Genomic DNA, 16,271 nt, shown 5'->3' with positions numbered 1-16,271 from the left:
TTTGCATTTTTAAATGAATAGTGGTATTGTGTAATTGCGATAAAAGGAGGCATTATGCGCAAACGAATATTAATTATCGTGACCTTGGTTGCGGTATTTGTTGCTTCATTCGTGATTCTTTATAAGCAGTTTAGCAATGAAACAAAAGCTATGACACGTACTGTATATACTGCAGACACGGTCATCAAACAAACTATTACACTTGATGAATTACCAGAATTTTCAAAAAACAACCCAGGTGAACATGTATTCTTTCTAACAGACTGTGGTACAGATTCAACCTATATTATTGACTCAATATTAACTCCATTGTCTGTTGAACAAGCTGAGCGTCCAACGCCAGATATTATCGCAATAGATTTAGCAGCATCGAGTAATATTACGGTAACCCGCTTAAAAAACGTCTTTGGTGTCGATACATACCCTGCTTTCATTAAAGCAAGCTTCGACTCATCGAAGAATACTTTGACTAACACTGGTTCAATTACCCACGGTAATAAGAAACCTATGACAGTTAAAAATCTAAAAGCTTGGTTCTTCAATAATCAACTATGGAAAGGGCCTTACGTAGAGTAAGGACCTTTTTTTATTATATTCCCAATAATCGAAATTCTTTTCTTGGATGGCAATTTTGAAATCAAGCTTCCCATGTATAATGAAATTATAGGAGGTATGGTATGAAAAAATCATATTATAAACGAATCATAGCACTTGTACTTGGTTTAACATTAATGTTTGGACAAAGCTTTAGTGCTAGTGCTGCAGAGTATACACCAAGTTTTGACGATAAAGGAATCATGACAGAAGAAAGTCGCACTCACTTTATTAATGAATTGAATTCCATTCGTGCAACAGAAAGAAAACCAATTACAAACAGCAATAATATAAAAGATAATGGTCAAAAGTTGCCACCACTTAAAACAACAGCAAAAATGAATTAATGGGCACTTACTCGAGCATTGGAACTCGCAGCAGAGGGAAAAATAAGCCATGATAACACTTTCAAAGGTGCACCCGACCCTACATATAAGAAAACACAAACAAATATGTTTAACAATCCAAATTATGTATTAGGTACATATGTTGCAGGACCAGAAAATTTAGCATGGTCAGTTGGTAAATTCTCGGACCCTATTGAAGATTGGGACTCAGAAAAAAATCACAGGCGAACAAGATTATGGACATTATTTAACCAACGTTAACCCTCTTGCGAATATAGTAGGCTTTGCATCTGTTCGTGTGGATAGCAAGAATTTCCGTTCTTCAGCTGAATATTATTCAGTATTAATGATTGCATACGATCCGAATCTTAAAGAAGAAACAGAAGATTTGACGAGTCTAAGAACTTCAGCCAATCAAGAACTCAACACCACAGCAAAAGCAAAAACTGCTGAAATGGATAAACTTGAAAATGTAGATACGAAAGATTTGGAAGCATCAAAGAAACAAGTTGAAGAAGCTCTTAATGCAGCGAAAAAGGCAGTTTCAGGTGCTACAAGTAAAGAAGCGATTGAATCAGCTAGAAATGATGAAGTAAAAGCAATTAATGGTATTGCTAATCCTAAATCAGAAAGTAACAATAATGACTTAGAAGCAAATAAAAAGTTAGCTATACAAGAAATTCGCGATGCTGCAAGCAATACAAACACTCTAGAAAAAGCTTTAAATGATGTTGATACGCAAGTGAATAATGCTATTAAGGATATCCAATCAGCAAAAGACATAAAAGCAATTAACGATCAAAAAGCTCTAGCTCTACAAGGTATAGAAGCTATAGTTGTTGCAAAGGATAGTCAAGATAAACCAACAACTCCAAAACCAGATACTGAAAAACCTAATAAACCTAGCGAACAAGCTAAACCAAATAAGCCAACTTCTCCTACAAAACCAACTGAAACGGGAAGTTCAAATAAAGAAACTTTACCAGCAACAGGAGAAAGTAACAATCTACTAGGTTTTGTAACAATTGGTCTTGGAATGGGTCTCGTAATTACAAATGGCTATTTAAAGAAGAAAAAGAATGCAATCAAGCAATAATATCTATTCAATAAACTAAAAACCGTGATCCATTAGTAGGATCACGGTTTTCTTTTTGTTTATTTTAAATGTGAGATACAAATTCTTTACATATCTTTGCAGAATTCTTACTTGCGACATGTAAGTATTCTTCAAAAGTAAGGTTGTTGTCATCTTCGTGAGTAATATCACTAAGACTTCTTAGAACAACAAATGGTATCTCAAAACGTTTACACACTGCTCCTATAGCAGCTGCTTCCATCTCTACACAAATCGCATCTGGAAATGTATTTTGAATATGTTTGAATTGAGGCTGTACCTTTGTAATGAACTGATCTCCAGTAACTATTAAACCTAAATGATACGGTAAACCAAGTATTTCTACTGCGTTTTTCGCATGTTCACGAAGCTGTATGTTGGTATCAAAAATGAATCTTGGATCTGTATGTGTATTTGGACCAATATCCAAGTCATGATATTGTAAGGTAGTTGAAATTACTACATCCCCTACTTTTTGTCCATCTTGCAAGCCACCAGCACTTCCGATATTTAATACATATTCAGGTTTGTAATGAGCAATTAATACAGAACTTGTAAAGGCAGCATTTACCTTACCAACACCACTTAGAGCTAGTACTACAGGCTTGTCTGAGAGTAGCCCTTCCCAAACTTGAATATCTTCAATTTGGTGTTGTTCTACATTCTCCATGAGTAAGCTTAGTTCTGATACTTCTTCAGGCATTGCTCCAATTATTAATATCATAATTACCCCTTATGAGCGACAATGACTACTTTCTCGCCCTCTTTTTGTATTCCTTTAAGTTTATGGTCTGTGTATACTTCTAACCAATATCCATACTTTTTGAACAAATCAATAAGTAATTGAGGATCAAATACCCATTGATAAATTGCATCAAAAGTTCCATCTAGAAAATTGATAACATGCACAAGGTGCTCCTCATTAACTTCAATTTGATAAGCATAATCAAAAGAGTCCAGAGAACCTTCCTCAAAATAGTCATCAGCAAACTCTTTTAGTCTACTAGGATGATGACAATCTACAATGACACAATCTGATAATGAAGTCATTGTCTTTACGAATCGTTCTAAATCTTCCTTGGTTAATATATAGTTTGTGCTGTCTCCAATACAAACAGCAGTATCATATCTTTTTGAGTTATTAAAGTTAAGAAAATCTCCTTCAATTAGTTCTGCCTTCAAATTTGGATACTTAACAGGAATCTGTTCTAACATTTCCACATCAATATCAACACCAGTTAGGTCAAAATCAGGCTCTAAGAGATTGAGTAAATCCCCTGTTCCACATGCCATTTCAATAAGTGTTTGACCTTTGGCATGCTTCTTTACAAACTCATAGTACTGTTTCATTCCTTCTTCGTTATAAAACAGTTCATCATAATATGATTTCATCGTTCAATATATTCCTGATATAGTTTTTCAAGGCTATAGTGATCGCGCTCTTCACTTAGGAAGATATGTACAACGACATCAATCGCATCAATTAATATCCATGTTGAATCATTTTCTCTGACTACTGGTTTAAGAGGGAAGCCTGCCTTCTCAATAGCTTCGATTACATCATCAGTTAAGGCATTAATTTGTCTCAAGCTTGGTGCATCAGCAATCACGAAATAGTCAAATAGTGGATTCTCATTCTTAAAATCAACAGTTACAATGTTGTTAGCTTTTTTAGCGTCTAAGGTCGTTACAATAAGTTCTAATAAGTTCATTCAATTACTCCTTTTTCTTTCAGATGGTTTTGTGTTCTTTCTTTTACTGCTTTAAATCCTAGTCGAAGATCTTTCTTCGCAAGACGGATAATATCTTCACTATCCCAAGGTCGTGTTCTTTCACATTTATCAGCAATATACAGAAGCATTGCAATAGGATTGCTAGCATTTCCACTTACATGATTTACAATTGCTCGTAAGACATTTTTATTGTGATAATAGTACTTTCTTGTTAGTAAATCCTTTGCTGCAAACGCATGATAGAAACTTGGGTTCAAGAAGTGGTATTCAGGATAAACGTGTTTCATTAACGAATCAAGCGTATCCTTATCATTTTCCTTACAGATATCATGATAAAGTGTTGCTACTTTAACTTCATTTATATCCATATTGTGGTGTTCAGCAATCTCTAAAGCAAGATCATGTACAGCCATTACATGTTTATATCGATAATCGCTCAGCACTTCCTTAAGCATTTTTTGAGTGTATAAAGTGTGTTGCGTCATATAATTTAATACTGTTCTTGGTGCATTCGTACTAGTCCCTAAACGTATTTCTGTCGAACTTACATTGAAGCTCGTCCCTTCAACTGTAGGGAAATTGTGTTTTGAATTATGACCTTCTCGGTAATAGACCACAAATTGGATAAGCTCTTGAAGCTCTTTAGCATCTTTCCAATCTCCTAAACGATCAATTTGGTCAGAACCAATTAACCAATCGAAATGAGTATCAGGATTTTCCTTAATTAATAGCTTAACAGTGTCAATAGTATATGAGGGCGATGGTAAATATTTTTCAGCTTCAATAACTTTAAACGAATCAAAGCCATTTATTGCAGCTTCAATCATCGTATATCGATGTTCAAAAGAGACACTGTCTTCTTTGAATGGATTCATTTTTGTTGGGATGAACCAAAGTTCGTCAGCATGTCTTCCTTTCAAGGCATTTTTTGCAACTGCAAGGTGTCCGTTATGAATTGGATCAAAACTTCCACCAAATAGAATTACATGTTTCAAACTTTAATACGTCCTTTTGGATGATAACGATAGAATACAACGACACGCCCTACTTTGCTTACCGTATCTGCTCCAAATCTTTCTTCAATTTCTTCAATAAGTTCTTCTTTAGTGATCGGTGCATTTTTTTGTATACTTACTTTCACAAGGTTATGAGCCAATAACGAAGCTTCAAAACTCTCAAGTAATGTTGGGGTAATCCCCGCTTTCCCTACTGAAACAATAGCTTGTTCTTCATGAGAATATCGTCTCAATGTTTTTAATTGATCTTTGGTTAACATTATATCAATGCCTTTCTAATAATAATTTCTGCAGATTCATCAAAATATGTTTCAATACTTTGAGTCTCTCCTTGAATTGAAATAAATCCTAAATCGAATATTTCAATATCAATTTTATCAGCCATTTTCGTCCATTTTCTTTGTTTATAAACTGGGTTAGTAATTTCAATGTCACTCTTTAATGCAAGATTTGCATCACGTCGTTCTGGTTTAACTCTTTTAACGGTGATTGGTAAATAAGAAATCACATTAAGAGTGCTTGTAGGAGTTATTGTAATAGCACCTAGATTCCCAAAAATGAGTGTTTGTTTTTCATAAAGTTGAAAAACTGTAGGTTTAATAGTCTTCTTAGGTGAAAGAAGCACAAGAGCTTCATCACTTAACTTATCTGCAAGAGAGGTCTCAACACTTAATCCAGGTGTATCAAAGATTGAGTTTAAACCTGTTTCAATTTGAATTACATCAGCCGTTGTTGAAGCTACTGGTGAAACAGAAAGGTCTTCTCTACCCAACAATTGATTAAGTAAAGAGGATTTACCCGCATTCACACAACCTACGAATGCACATTCACTTTCTTCAATGTATCCTAAGAGCGGTTCCAATGTGCTTCGTTTTAATGCTGACACGAAGATTATCTCATCAAGTTGAACGGCTTCATCCTTTAATGCTCTCATTATGGATTGTTCTAATTTGTTATCAGATACAGACTGAGGTAACAAGTCTCGTTTATTTACTAATAAAACAACACGTTTGTTTCGTAACGATCGCAGTAATCCTGGGTGTAAACTTTGGTTCAAATGCATGATATCCAAAACCCAGAAAATTGTGCCATTAAATGCTTCAATAAATTCTAATGTTGATCCATCATCAACACGTGCTTTAACACGCTTAAAATCTCGATAATGTTTCAATCTAAAGCAAGACTGACAGTAATCATTATCCATTGATTTAGCATATCCTCTTGCCTCTGGATCTGTAGTTTGGAGTGGACTTCCACATCCTAAACATTGTTTAATACTCATATATTATCCTCTTCATCTCTTTCAAATTAAAAGTTTGGTGATAACCACCAAACTTTTTGGTATTTGATAGTGAACATCACGTATCAATTATACATTTTTATATATCAAACTTCAAAGGTTCATCACTATGAATTTGAGGTTCTTGTGTACTTTCTACATATGGAACAACACGTGCTTTATGAATAATGTCAAAATCAGCATCATTTATTACATTTGAGAATGTTGCATCTGCAGCCATTAGAGGTATGTTTTTTACCATCACAATTGCAAGTGTATCATGATATATGTAGATATCATCTTGAAGATTGGCAATTACCATATCTTGTATTGTATGGGATTGCTCTTAACAGTCTTCGCTATTGACAATCCTTGGGTTGCTCGATTATTCATCGGAACATCTTCCTGCTTAAATCGCTTGAAGTGTCCTCTATTGGATACAAAGACTATTTCCGACTCATCATGTACAGGCGCACTTGCCACTACTCGGTCATCGTTCTTAGTTTTCATACCAATGATACCTTTACCTTTAACCCCTATTGGATTAACTTCACTTAAATCTAATCGTATAGCATAGCCATTCAAGGTTACCATGATTAGATCATCTGTGTCGTAGGCAATGTGAGTTCCAATTAGTGTATCTCCCTTACCAAGTTTCATAATATCGTAAAGTCTATTCGTTCGTTTCACCTCTAAATCAGAGAAGACTGTTTTCTTAATCATACCTTTAGAAGTTGTGGTTACGATATTAATACTCGAAGTGAAATCAGGAGCAGTAAATGCACTTATGATTCGTTCATCTGGATCCATCTTCATATATTGATTTAAGTGGGAACCAACATCACGCCAACGTGCTTCTTCAATATCATACACTCGAATAATTCCATATCGACCTTTTGAAGTCGTAAAGATTAAGTTTTCAACTGTATTTACTTCCGATACAAATACAGGCTTATCATCATCTATTGAAGCAATCACTTCTTTCTGACTCGAGCCATATGAACGAAGTGAAACACGTTTTAAATACCCTTTCTTAGTTACGGTAACCATAACTTGTTCATTAGGTATTAAGCTTAACTCATCTACTTCTAAATCAGATATTTCAGCTTCAATAACGGAACGTCTTGGAGTCTGCATTTCATCTTTCAATGCTTTGAATTCTTGAATCACTAGATTGTTGAGCATATCAATATTATTGATAACAGCTTCTAAGTAATCCATTTCATTAGCTAACTTCGCGAATTCATCTCTTAAGGCAACAATATCAGTTGAAGATAATCGATAGAGTTGTAAATCAACGATTGCGCTAGCTTGTTCATGCGTAAAACCAAAAGCTTCCATGATATTATCGCGTGATGAAGCACGGTTTGATGAACCACGGATAACTTCAATAATTTCATCTAAAATTGAAGTAGCACGCATTAATCCTTCAAGAATATGAATGCGTTTTTCTTTTTGCGCGAAACGGTGTTTACTTCGATTTAAAACAACTTCTTGCCTGAATTCTAGATATGCATCAAGTATTTCTAAGACACCGCAAACCTTTGGTCTTTGATTTACAATCGCTACCATATTGGCATTGTAGTAAACTTGGAGTTCTGTTTGCTTATAAAGTAGATTTAAGATACTTTGTGCATCTGCATCACGTTTACAATCAATAACAATACGTAATCCATTACGGTCAGATTCATCACGGACGTCCATAACATCCCCAAAGCCTTCGCCAGCTTTCGTAAATCTTAATTCATCTATTTTACGTACTAAGTTTGTTTTTATGACTTCGTATGGTAATTCAGTTACAACAATTTGCTTCATTGTTTTAGATTCAACAATTTCAGCCTTTGCTTTGACAACTACACGACCTCGTCCTTTAGTCAGAATGTCTTTAATTCCATCCTTACCTTGAACGATTGCTCCTGTTGGGAAATCAGGACCTTGAATATAAGTCATGATATCTTCAACATCACTTGTAGGATTAATAAGGCGATAGATTGCTGCATCCATTACCTCTGTGAGGTTAAATGGTGGAATATTTGTAGCATATCCTGCTGCAATCCCTGTAGCCCCATTAATCAGCAAGTTAGGATAACGTGCTGGAAGCACCGATGGTTCATACTCAGTATCATCAAAGTTTAATACAAATGGAACCACATCTTCATCGATATTCTCGAGTAGCGAATGAGAAATCTTAGCAAGTCGAGCTTCAGTATAACGCATTGCTGCAGCTGGGTCATCATCAATACTACCGTTGTTTCCTTGCATATCAATGAGCGGAACATTGTATTTCCATGGCTGTGACATACGTACCATGGCATCATACACTGACGAGTCACCATGAGGGTGATAGTTACCAATAACTAAACCAACAGTCTTCGCAGACTTACGGTATGCCTTGTCATAATAGTTTTTATCATGATGCATGGCATAAAGAATACGACGTTGTACAGGTTTTAATCCATCTCGTACATCAGGCAATGCTCTTTCTTGAATAATATATTTCGAATAACGTCCAAAACGTTCCCCTACAATATCCTCGAGGGGAATTTGGATTATTTCATCATGAGACATGGTCTTCCTCCTCTAAGGTAAAGGCAACGTTGGTTTCAATCCATTCTCGACGCGGATCTACTTTGTCCCCCATCAACACGGAGACACGTTTATCAGCAGCAAGATAATCATCAATACGTACTTGGATAAGCGAACGTGAGCTTGGATCCATTGTGGTTTCCCAAAGTTGATCAGCATTCATTTCCCCTAATCCTTTGTATCGTTGTATTTCAACTTTTCCATACTTTTGACGATACTCATCGAGCTCTTCATCGCTATAACAATAATGTTGGTTCTTTCCAGACTTCACGAGATAAAGTGGTGGTTGTGCAATGTAAACATATCCTGCTTCAATTAACGGACGCATATGTCTAAAGAAGAATGTGAGTAATAGCACCTGAATATGAGCACCATCAGTATCAGCATCGGTCATGATTATTACTTTTTTATAATTACTATCTTCAATATTAAAATCTTTTCCAACACCTGCTCCAACACAGTGAATAATTGTATTGAGCTCTTCATTCTTAATAATGTCTTCAAACTTTGTTTTCTGAGTGTTTAGAACCTTACCACGTAATGGTAGAATCGCTTGGAATTTACTATCTCTTCCTTGTTTAGCACTACCTCCAGCAGAATCACCCTCAACTAAGAACAATTCGTTTTTATTCTTATTACGAGTTTGAGCATTCGCGAGTTTACCTGATAAGAGACGTTCAATTTTAGTTTTCTTACCATTTCTAGCTTGATCCCGTGCTTTACGAGCCGCTTGACGAACACTTGCAGCTTTTTGGATCTTCATAATAATTTCTTGTGCTTCTTCGTGATGAGAGTCTAAATAATATGGTAATTGTTCTACAATTACAGTTTCAACAACACTTCGTGCTTGAGGAGTTCCAAGTTTACCTTTAGTTTGTCCTTCAAATTGTAAGAGATTTTCAGGAATATTCACAGAAATAATTACGGATAATCCTTCTCTGATATCTGCACCTTCAAAATTCTTATCTTTTTCTTTTAATATATTATGTTTTCTTGCATACTCGTTAATTACTTTCGTGAAACCACTTCTAAATCCTACAACGTGAGTTCCACCATCATGAGTACGTACTAAGTTTACGTATGAATATGTATCTTCGTTATAGCCTTCGTTATATTGTAGAGCGATGTTTACTTCAATATCATCTTCTTTTCCTTCAAGAAGAATGACTTTACTTAATACTTGAGTATCTTCATGAATATAGTTCATAAAGGCATTAAGACCTTCTTCATAAACAAACTCACGTGTTACATCTATACGTGCATCGGTAATGATAAATTTAATACCTTGAAGTAAGAATGCACTTTCTTGTGCACGTTCACTGATTGTATCAAAATTAAACTTACTGTTTTTAAAGATTGTTTGATCTGCTTTAAAACGAACAAAACTACCTGTTGTTCCTTTTTCATTAATTGTATTAAGTGGACTGATTTGTGACCCACCATTTGAAAAATGCATGTGGTAGGTCTGGTTTTTTTGATATACTTTAACATCAACAAACTCACTCAGTGCATTAACGACAGATGCCCCAACACCATGAAGCCCTCCACTTGTCTTATATCCACCTTCAGCTGAGAACTTTCCTCCAGCATGAAGCACAGTAAAAATGACCTGGAGCGCACTTACACCACTTTCGTGCATTGCAGTAGGCATTCCACGTCCTTCATCGCGAACGGATAATGTTAAATCATCTTCAATTACAACGTGTATGGTATTACCATAACCATTCAACGCTTCATCAATCGCATTGTCCATAATTTCCCAGACTAAATGATGAAGACCACGTTGATCCGTAGAACCTATATACATACCTGGACGCTTACGGACAGCCTCCAAGCCCTCTAAAATCTGAATACTTGATGCAGAATACTCTTTCTTACTCAAGGGTTTCAACTCCTTTTCATGCGTTATTATAGCATTTTTTTGCTACTAAGTCGAAATAATCAATGATTCCTAAATGCACTCATCCTGTACCTTTGATTATTTACTCTTACTTAATTCTTTACTCTTTTGTAAAGCAGTATTTACTGTGCTAGATAAATTTATCATAAATCCTATGAAAATGCCAAACAATAATGTTAAACGTTTTAAAAGTCTTGGTATTGAAGAAGACATAAAATCATTTTTAAAGAAAATACCAGTACTTAGATCGATAAAACGTAAAGAATCAAAGATCATAATTCCTATTAATAGTATCGAAATAATATAGCTCAATTTTATGATGAATTGCTTTTTTGAATGCTCCTTTGAATTCAATAGTCTCAAACCATCAATCATATTTTTTGTAAATAACAAAAACAAGACAAAATATAAAAACAACACTTGGATCACTTGCAAGATACCGAAACGACTATATGTATCGAATACACCTCGAAGGCTTGGTTCCAAGGTAACATATCGGATGATTAGTACTGATACAATGCAATTGAAAGCCCAAAGTATCACTAAATAATTACTTTTCATGAAGACTCTCCAAAGAGAGTTGTTATACTTAATTTTTGTTTTAAAAGTGAACACTATAGAGATAATCAAACTTTGTAAATAAAGAAATATCATTAGGAAATCACTCAAACGAACTACTGGCTGTCGAGTAAGTGCAATAACCAATGCAAATCCTTGTACAGCAAGTAAAGATAGAATTACTCTGTATTTTTTAAGTAAGTTTAAAAAGGTCATCATTCACTCGCCTCCTTTAGAGACACTATTCCCCAAAGCATGTGATGATCAGAGAATGATGTTTTTTGCACTTCAATATGTTCGGTAGATAGGTTGCTTGATACATAGACATTGTCATTAAACATTGATGTTCTAAAGGTAGAGTATTGTACTTCCGTATTATTCCAAGAGTACATACCTTTAATACCGAAAAGATCATTAATACTAAAATTATTCATATCACCCATCAATATTGTGTTCTTTGAATTATTAAGGTGCTCTTGAATAAATTTAGTTTGTTGCTCTCTTACATCACGATTTAAGTATGACATATGTGTATTATATATTTGAAAGTCTTGTTCATTTATTTCTACTGTTGCTTTTGACAAAACCCTTGGCTCAGCAAAAACTGTATTTGGTAGCTCAAGAGACTCAATTTCTTTAATTGGATACTTACTAAGTATCCCAAGACCGTATGAACCCTCTCCTAACCACATGCTTTCATAGAATTGAAAATATGGAAAATTTGCGGACTCAGCCATATTCTTCAACATTTCCATTTTTTGTGATCTACCTGATTCCTGATCTACTTCTTGTACTGCGAGAATATCTAAATTAAGATGTTTTACATCTTCTACAAAAGCATCAAGGGATTTTCCAAAATTTAGTGTCTTCACATTATAACTTCCAATTCTTAATTGATCAGTATTAGCTAGTTTTTCATTAATATCGAAAGTTCTTATATAATCAAACCCTCTGAATCTCCATAACGAAAAACCAAAAAATATAGTTAGTGATAGAAGTATATAGATAATAATGAATTTTCGATTTGTTTTCATAATAGCCTCACATATACTATTCTATTACAATTCTTCATCCATTAATATAATAAAGTAGTCACTCAGACTTATTTCTTTTGCAGTAAACCTTACGCTATTGTATAATATTCATGAATTGAGGAGAAAATTATGAATATATTTATCGCAAGTGTATTGGGTTATTTATTCGGTTCAATACCTTCAGCATTAATTATCGGAAAAGTATTTTACAAAGTTGATATTCGCGAGCATGGCTCAGGTAACTTAGGTGGAACAAACGCAGGTCGTACTCTAGGTTCTAAAGCAGGTGTTATTGTTATTGCAATGGATGCTCTTAAAGGTACCATAGCAATGTTAATTGCAAGCTTATTTGATCCAAGTACAGTCATCTATGCCGGTTTCTTTGCGACAATTGGTCACTGTTTTCCAATCTTCGCGAAATTTAAAGGTGGAAAGGCAGTTGCAACTGCAGTAGGTTATCTTTTAGGAACATCACTGCTTGTTACCAAACAACCGTTGCTACACCTAGTCTTACCCGTTGCAATCTTTCTAGTGTTACTTTATTTTACAAAGATGGTATCATTAGCTTCCATCATTGCAATACCTTCTGCAGCTGTAATCATGTTGTTTACACAGTCAGATATGAAAGTTACAATAGCAACAGCAATCATCGCAGCAATCGTTGTCGTAAGACACAGAAAGAATATCGAGAGAATTCTTAATAAAACAGAAAGAAAAATTACCTGGATGTAAAAAATAGCTCATGTCTTAGACATGAGCTTTGTATTGTATGAGTAATACAACAATGCTATAATAATGACATATTAATTAAGGAGAGGATTATGATTACAATTGATAAGGTTTCTAAAATTTATAACGGCACTTTTAAAGCAGTTGACGATTTAAGCATTGAAATTGGTTCTGGGGAAATTGTTGGATTTATAGGTCCTAACGGAGCTGGTAAAACAACAACCATTAAAATGCTCACAGGAATTCTTGCACCAACAGAAGGAACAGTCGAATTAAATGGATTTAATATCCAAACGGACGCTCTTGAAGCAAAGAGACAATTTGGCTATGTTTCTGATGACCCAAATGCTTTCTTAAAGCTCAAAGGAATTGAATATTTGAACTTTGTAGCAGATATCTACGGAATAGATACACAAACACGACAAGCACGTATCCGTGATTTGTCAGAGCTTCTAAAAATGGATACAGCATTAAATGATAAAATTAATTCTTATTCACATGGTATGCGACAAAAAATAATGGTTATGGGAGTTCTCATCCACGACCCTTATCTTTTAATCCTAGATGAACCTTTAACAGGTCTTGACCCACAATCTGCATTTATCCTCAAAAAACTAATGAGAGAACGTGCTGATGCTGGTAAGAGTGTTTTCTTTTCTACTCACGTCCTTGAAGTCGCTGAGAAGTTATGTGATCGAATCATCATTATTAATCATGGAAAATCAATTTATGAAGGTACGCTTGATAATCTGAAGAGTCAGTACAATGAGTTATCACTAGAAGAAATTTTCTTGGAGATAACACAATGAAACGAATTATTAGTTTAACTAAAGTTATGATGAAATCATCAGTAGATGAACTCATCAATGTTAACGTAAAGAAAGGAAAGAAAAAGACTGGTTACTATGTGCTCTTTGGCTTTCTATTCTTATACCTAGCAGCAATCGTTGGTTTCTTCTCATACTTTTTGATTGATCTATTATATCAATTCGGACAAGAAGGCTTTGCCTTACAAATTTTATTCTCAGGTTTGTCATTATATATAGTTTTTACCACCATTTTTGTAACACCAACAGTATTTTACTTTGCAAAAGATATCGAACATTACCTTGTAATGCCTATAAAGCCATCTGAAATACTTATAGCTAAGATACTTACTAGCCTTGTATCGGTGTATGCAGCTGTACTGATGATTACAATACCATTTGGAGTTTGTTATTTCATCATTACGAATGCATCTGTTCTATTCATTCTATACTACATTCTTGCGAATATCTTTTTACCTTTATTCCCTGCTGTGTTTGCGATGTTATTGATTATTGTTATTTTTACGTTTATTCCCTTTTTCAGAAACAAAGATCTCTTCACATACATATCCATGTTCTTTGCCATTGCATTTGGACTTTCAATAGGTATCCTCTCAAGCTCATTTGAGTCAGTGGATACATCAAATGTGTTAGATTTCTTAAAAAATTTACAAAATGGAAATAACAGTATTATTAGCACAGTAAACCTTGTCTTCCCTACTGGAAACTTATTAGCACGTGGAATCGTTAATTATGATTTTGTAAGCTTAACACTTGGAGCAGCACTATCCATTGCTTCAGTTGCATTTACAGTATTTATTACACAGTTTATATATTTTAAAGGCGTTATTGGTATTGGAGAGACTGGTGCTTCTAAACGTAAGATGTCACATTCAGAGACTTACAGCCGAAGCACAAAGAAATCCCAACTATCGGCTCTAATAGAATATGACTTGCGAAATATCCTTAGAACCCCATTATTTATGATGAATTACTTCTTCTCTGCTCTAATATTACCAGTATTCTTTATTGCACCAATGTTCTTCACAGGAGGATTTAGCTCCTTATCTCTCATCATACCTGAGGTAAAAGAATTACTCGGCTATTTTACAACCAAAGAGATGCTTGTCGGCTCCGCTTCGATCGGATTCTTTATTGGTATTGGATTTGCAACATTGAGCACTGTAACTTCCACTGCAATATCTCGTGAAGGACGTACGATGCTAAGTTATAAGACAATGCCATTTGAGATGAAGACATTAATTCAAGCAAAAATAGCTTTAGCAACGATTGTACTCGCGACAATTCCTACAATCATTATTGCAGTACTAGGAATTACACTACGATTCAATATTCTATATATTCTCATAGCAATACTATTCATCTGGATTGCTACATTAGCAGAATCATCAATGTCTATAGTAAGTGATGTATTTGCTCCGAAACTTGACTGGGTTAGCGAACAGCAAGCGGTTAAGAATAACTTTATGTCTGTCGTACCAATGTTTGTTATGTTTGCAATTATTGGTATTTCAGTAGCTCTTGTAATGAGACTAGGATTAATGATTGCAGCTCCACTATTAATGATTGTAATTATTGCACTAGGTATCGGCTCATATTTAGTAGCAATTCGATTATCAAAAGATCATCTATCTCATAAAATTGAAGCAATTTAAAACTACATTTCAAATGTAGTTTTTTTTTCACTTCTTTAATATATGTTTGGAAGTGGTATAATACCTTTATCACTGAGGGGGCATTATGAGACAAAAGATTGCTTTTTTTGATATAGATGGAACACTAATTGATGTAAAAAATGGACTTTTGGAACCAACAAAAGAGACTGTCGAAGCGCTTCATGACTTCCAAAACAAAGGAAATTATATCGTTGCTGCAAGTGCTCGTGGCACATTACCAGACAGCTTAAATCAAATCAATTTCGATGGATTGATATTATCTGATGGTCATTATATCGAGTTTAACAATGAACCAATAATAGATAATGTATTCTCTCTTGATGAACTAACTTTCTTAGAACATACTATACAAAAGTATACTGATAGTTATATTTTTGGTGGATTTCATGGTACTTGGTTCAGCACACATGATTCTGATTTAATTTACAAGCAAGAGCTTGAATATGGTGATGTCTCTACAATTAGTCAGAAACCCCTAGCTCAAAATATTACACGTATTAGAGCCAACAGTATGACTCCATTATTTCAGTCTCTTGAGCTCTTGAATGCGTGTTATAAGGAACTGCCTGATATGTGGTCTATAAATAAATATGATACTGGATTATTGCGAATGGACATCCATCGTCAAGGCTATGAAAAAGGAACTGCTTGCCAATACCTTGCTGAACTTCTGAATATTCATGAGGAAGACCGCTACGCAATGGGAGATGGTTATAATGACATTGAAATGTTATCACTTATCCAAAATAGTGTAGCTATGGGAAATGCCGTAGATGAATCTAAATCCATTGCTAAACACACTACACTATCAGTACTTGAAAACGGTGTAGCCATCTTTCTTAAATCAATAAAATAGCGACTCCATAGAGTCGCTTTAT

General features: G+C 34.6%; 18 protein-coding genes. 7 read left to right on the top strand and 11 right to left on the bottom strand.

The window, feature by feature from the left end; all coding sequences use genetic code 11:
• Positions 1-54: 54 nt before the first annotated feature.
• From G7059_RS06245 to G7059_RS06235, 3 genes are all read left to right on the top strand, one after another.
• Positions 55-576 (top strand): hypothetical protein, encoded by a 522-nt coding sequence (locus G7059_RS06245; protein WP_166081226.1) that lies wholly within the window; start codon positions 55-57, stop codon positions 574-576.
• Between the two features lie 101 nt (positions 577-677).
• Positions 678-941 carry a hypothetical protein gene (locus G7059_RS06240; protein ID WP_166081225.1) on the top strand — a complete coding sequence of 88 codons (264 nt, stop codon included), beginning with the start codon at positions 678-680 and terminating at the stop codon, positions 939-941.
• 193 nt (positions 942-1,134) lie between these two features.
• Positions 1,135-2,037, top strand: coding sequence for an LPXTG cell wall anchor domain-containing protein (locus G7059_RS06235; RefSeq protein WP_166081224.1), 903 nt, complete (start codon positions 1,135-1,137; stop codon positions 2,035-2,037).
• Positions 2,038-2,101: 64 nt separating this feature from the next.
• Here G7059_RS06235 and G7059_RS06230 read toward each other — a convergent pair whose 3' ends face one another.
• From G7059_RS06230 to G7059_RS06185, 11 genes are all read right to left on the bottom strand, one after another.
• Positions 2,102-2,779: a 5'-methylthioadenosine/adenosylhomocysteine nucleosidase gene (locus G7059_RS06230; RefSeq protein WP_166081222.1), complete on the bottom strand. Its 678-nt coding sequence runs from the start codon at positions 2,777-2,779 to the stop codon at positions 2,102-2,104.
• Between the two features lie 2 nt (positions 2,780-2,781).
• Positions 2,782-3,447, bottom strand: a complete 666-nt coding sequence (locus G7059_RS06225; protein WP_166081221.1) for a trans-aconitate 2-methyltransferase — start codon at positions 3,445-3,447, stop codon at positions 2,782-2,784.
• Positions 3,444-3,767: a ribosome silencing factor gene (gene rsfS / locus G7059_RS06220; RefSeq protein ID WP_166081220.1), complete on the bottom strand. Its 324-nt coding sequence runs from the start codon at positions 3,765-3,767 to the stop codon at positions 3,444-3,446. Before rsfS ends, G7059_RS06225 begins: the two co-directional genes overlap by 4 nt.
• A complete protein-coding gene (gene nadD, locus G7059_RS06215) occupies positions 3,764-4,783 on the bottom strand; it encodes a nicotinate (nicotinamide) nucleotide adenylyltransferase (RefSeq protein WP_166081219.1) in 1,020 nt (339 codons plus the stop codon). Before nadD ends, rsfS begins: the two co-directional genes overlap by 4 nt.
• Complete coding sequence (locus G7059_RS06210) at positions 4,780-5,064, bottom strand: YhbY family RNA-binding protein (protein ID WP_166081218.1); 285 nt, start codon at positions 5,062-5,064, stop codon at positions 4,780-4,782. The genes nadD and G7059_RS06210 overlap by 4 nt, the downstream gene beginning before the upstream one ends.
• Positions 5,064-6,086, bottom strand: coding sequence for a GTPase (locus G7059_RS06205; protein WP_166081217.1), 1,023 nt, complete (start codon positions 6,084-6,086; stop codon positions 5,064-5,066). The genes G7059_RS06210 and G7059_RS06205 overlap by 1 nt, the downstream gene beginning before the upstream one ends.
• Before the next feature lie 97 nt (positions 6,087-6,183).
• Positions 6,184-6,405: a hypothetical protein gene (locus tag G7059_RS10530; RefSeq protein ID WP_240920450.1), complete on the bottom strand. Its 222-nt coding sequence runs from the start codon at positions 6,403-6,405 to the stop codon at positions 6,184-6,186.
• Positions 6,399-8,651 carry a DNA topoisomerase IV subunit A gene (gene parC / locus G7059_RS06200; protein WP_240920449.1) on the bottom strand — a complete coding sequence of 751 codons (2,253 nt, stop codon included), beginning with the start codon at positions 8,649-8,651 and terminating at the stop codon, positions 6,399-6,401. The genes G7059_RS10530 and parC overlap by 7 nt, the downstream gene beginning before the upstream one ends.
• Positions 8,641-10,551: a DNA topoisomerase IV subunit B gene (parE, locus tag G7059_RS06195; protein WP_166081216.1), complete on the bottom strand. Its 1,911-nt coding sequence runs from the start codon at positions 10,549-10,551 to the stop codon at positions 8,641-8,643. The genes parC and parE overlap by 11 nt, the downstream gene beginning before the upstream one ends.
• Positions 10,552-10,647: 96 nt before the next feature.
• Positions 10,648-11,346 carry a hypothetical protein gene (locus G7059_RS06190; RefSeq protein WP_166081215.1) on the bottom strand — a complete coding sequence of 233 codons (699 nt, stop codon included), beginning with the start codon at positions 11,344-11,346 and terminating at the stop codon, positions 10,648-10,650.
• Positions 11,343-12,161 carry an endonuclease/exonuclease/phosphatase family protein gene (locus G7059_RS06185; RefSeq protein WP_166081214.1) on the bottom strand — a complete coding sequence of 273 codons (819 nt, stop codon included), beginning with the start codon at positions 12,159-12,161 and terminating at the stop codon, positions 11,343-11,345. The genes G7059_RS06190 and G7059_RS06185 overlap by 4 nt, the downstream gene beginning before the upstream one ends.
• Before the next feature lie 129 nt (positions 12,162-12,290).
• Here G7059_RS06185 and plsY point away from each other — a divergent pair, with 129 nt between their 5' ends.
• From plsY to G7059_RS06165, 4 genes are all read left to right on the top strand, one after another.
• Complete coding sequence (gene plsY / locus G7059_RS06180; protein WP_166081213.1) at positions 12,291-12,893, top strand: glycerol-3-phosphate 1-O-acyltransferase PlsY; 603 nt, start codon at positions 12,291-12,293, stop codon at positions 12,891-12,893.
• An 89-nt stretch (positions 12,894-12,982) separates the two neighbouring features.
• Positions 12,983-13,699, top strand: coding sequence for an ABC transporter ATP-binding protein (locus G7059_RS06175; protein ID WP_166081212.1), 717 nt, complete (start codon positions 12,983-12,985; stop codon positions 13,697-13,699).
• On the top strand, positions 13,696-15,372 hold the full coding sequence (locus tag G7059_RS06170; protein ID WP_166081211.1) for a hypothetical protein: 1,677 nt from the start codon (positions 13,696-13,698) through the stop codon (positions 15,370-15,372). Before G7059_RS06175 ends, G7059_RS06170 begins: the two co-directional genes overlap by 4 nt.
• Positions 15,373-15,457: 85 nt before the next feature.
• A complete protein-coding gene (locus G7059_RS06165) occupies positions 15,458-16,249 on the top strand; it encodes an HAD-IIB family hydrolase (protein ID WP_166081210.1) in 792 nt (263 codons plus the stop codon).
• Positions 16,250-16,271: the final 22 nt, after the last annotated feature.

Origin of the sequence: Erysipelothrix sp. HDW6A, from assembly GCF_011400295.1 — a bacterium.
Classification (GTDB): Bacteria; Bacillota_I; Bacilli_A; order Erysipelotrichales; family Erysipelotrichaceae; genus Erysipelothrix.
Note: the sequence above shows the minus strand (reverse complement) of the source record. Positions and strands in the feature narration are given on the sequence as shown.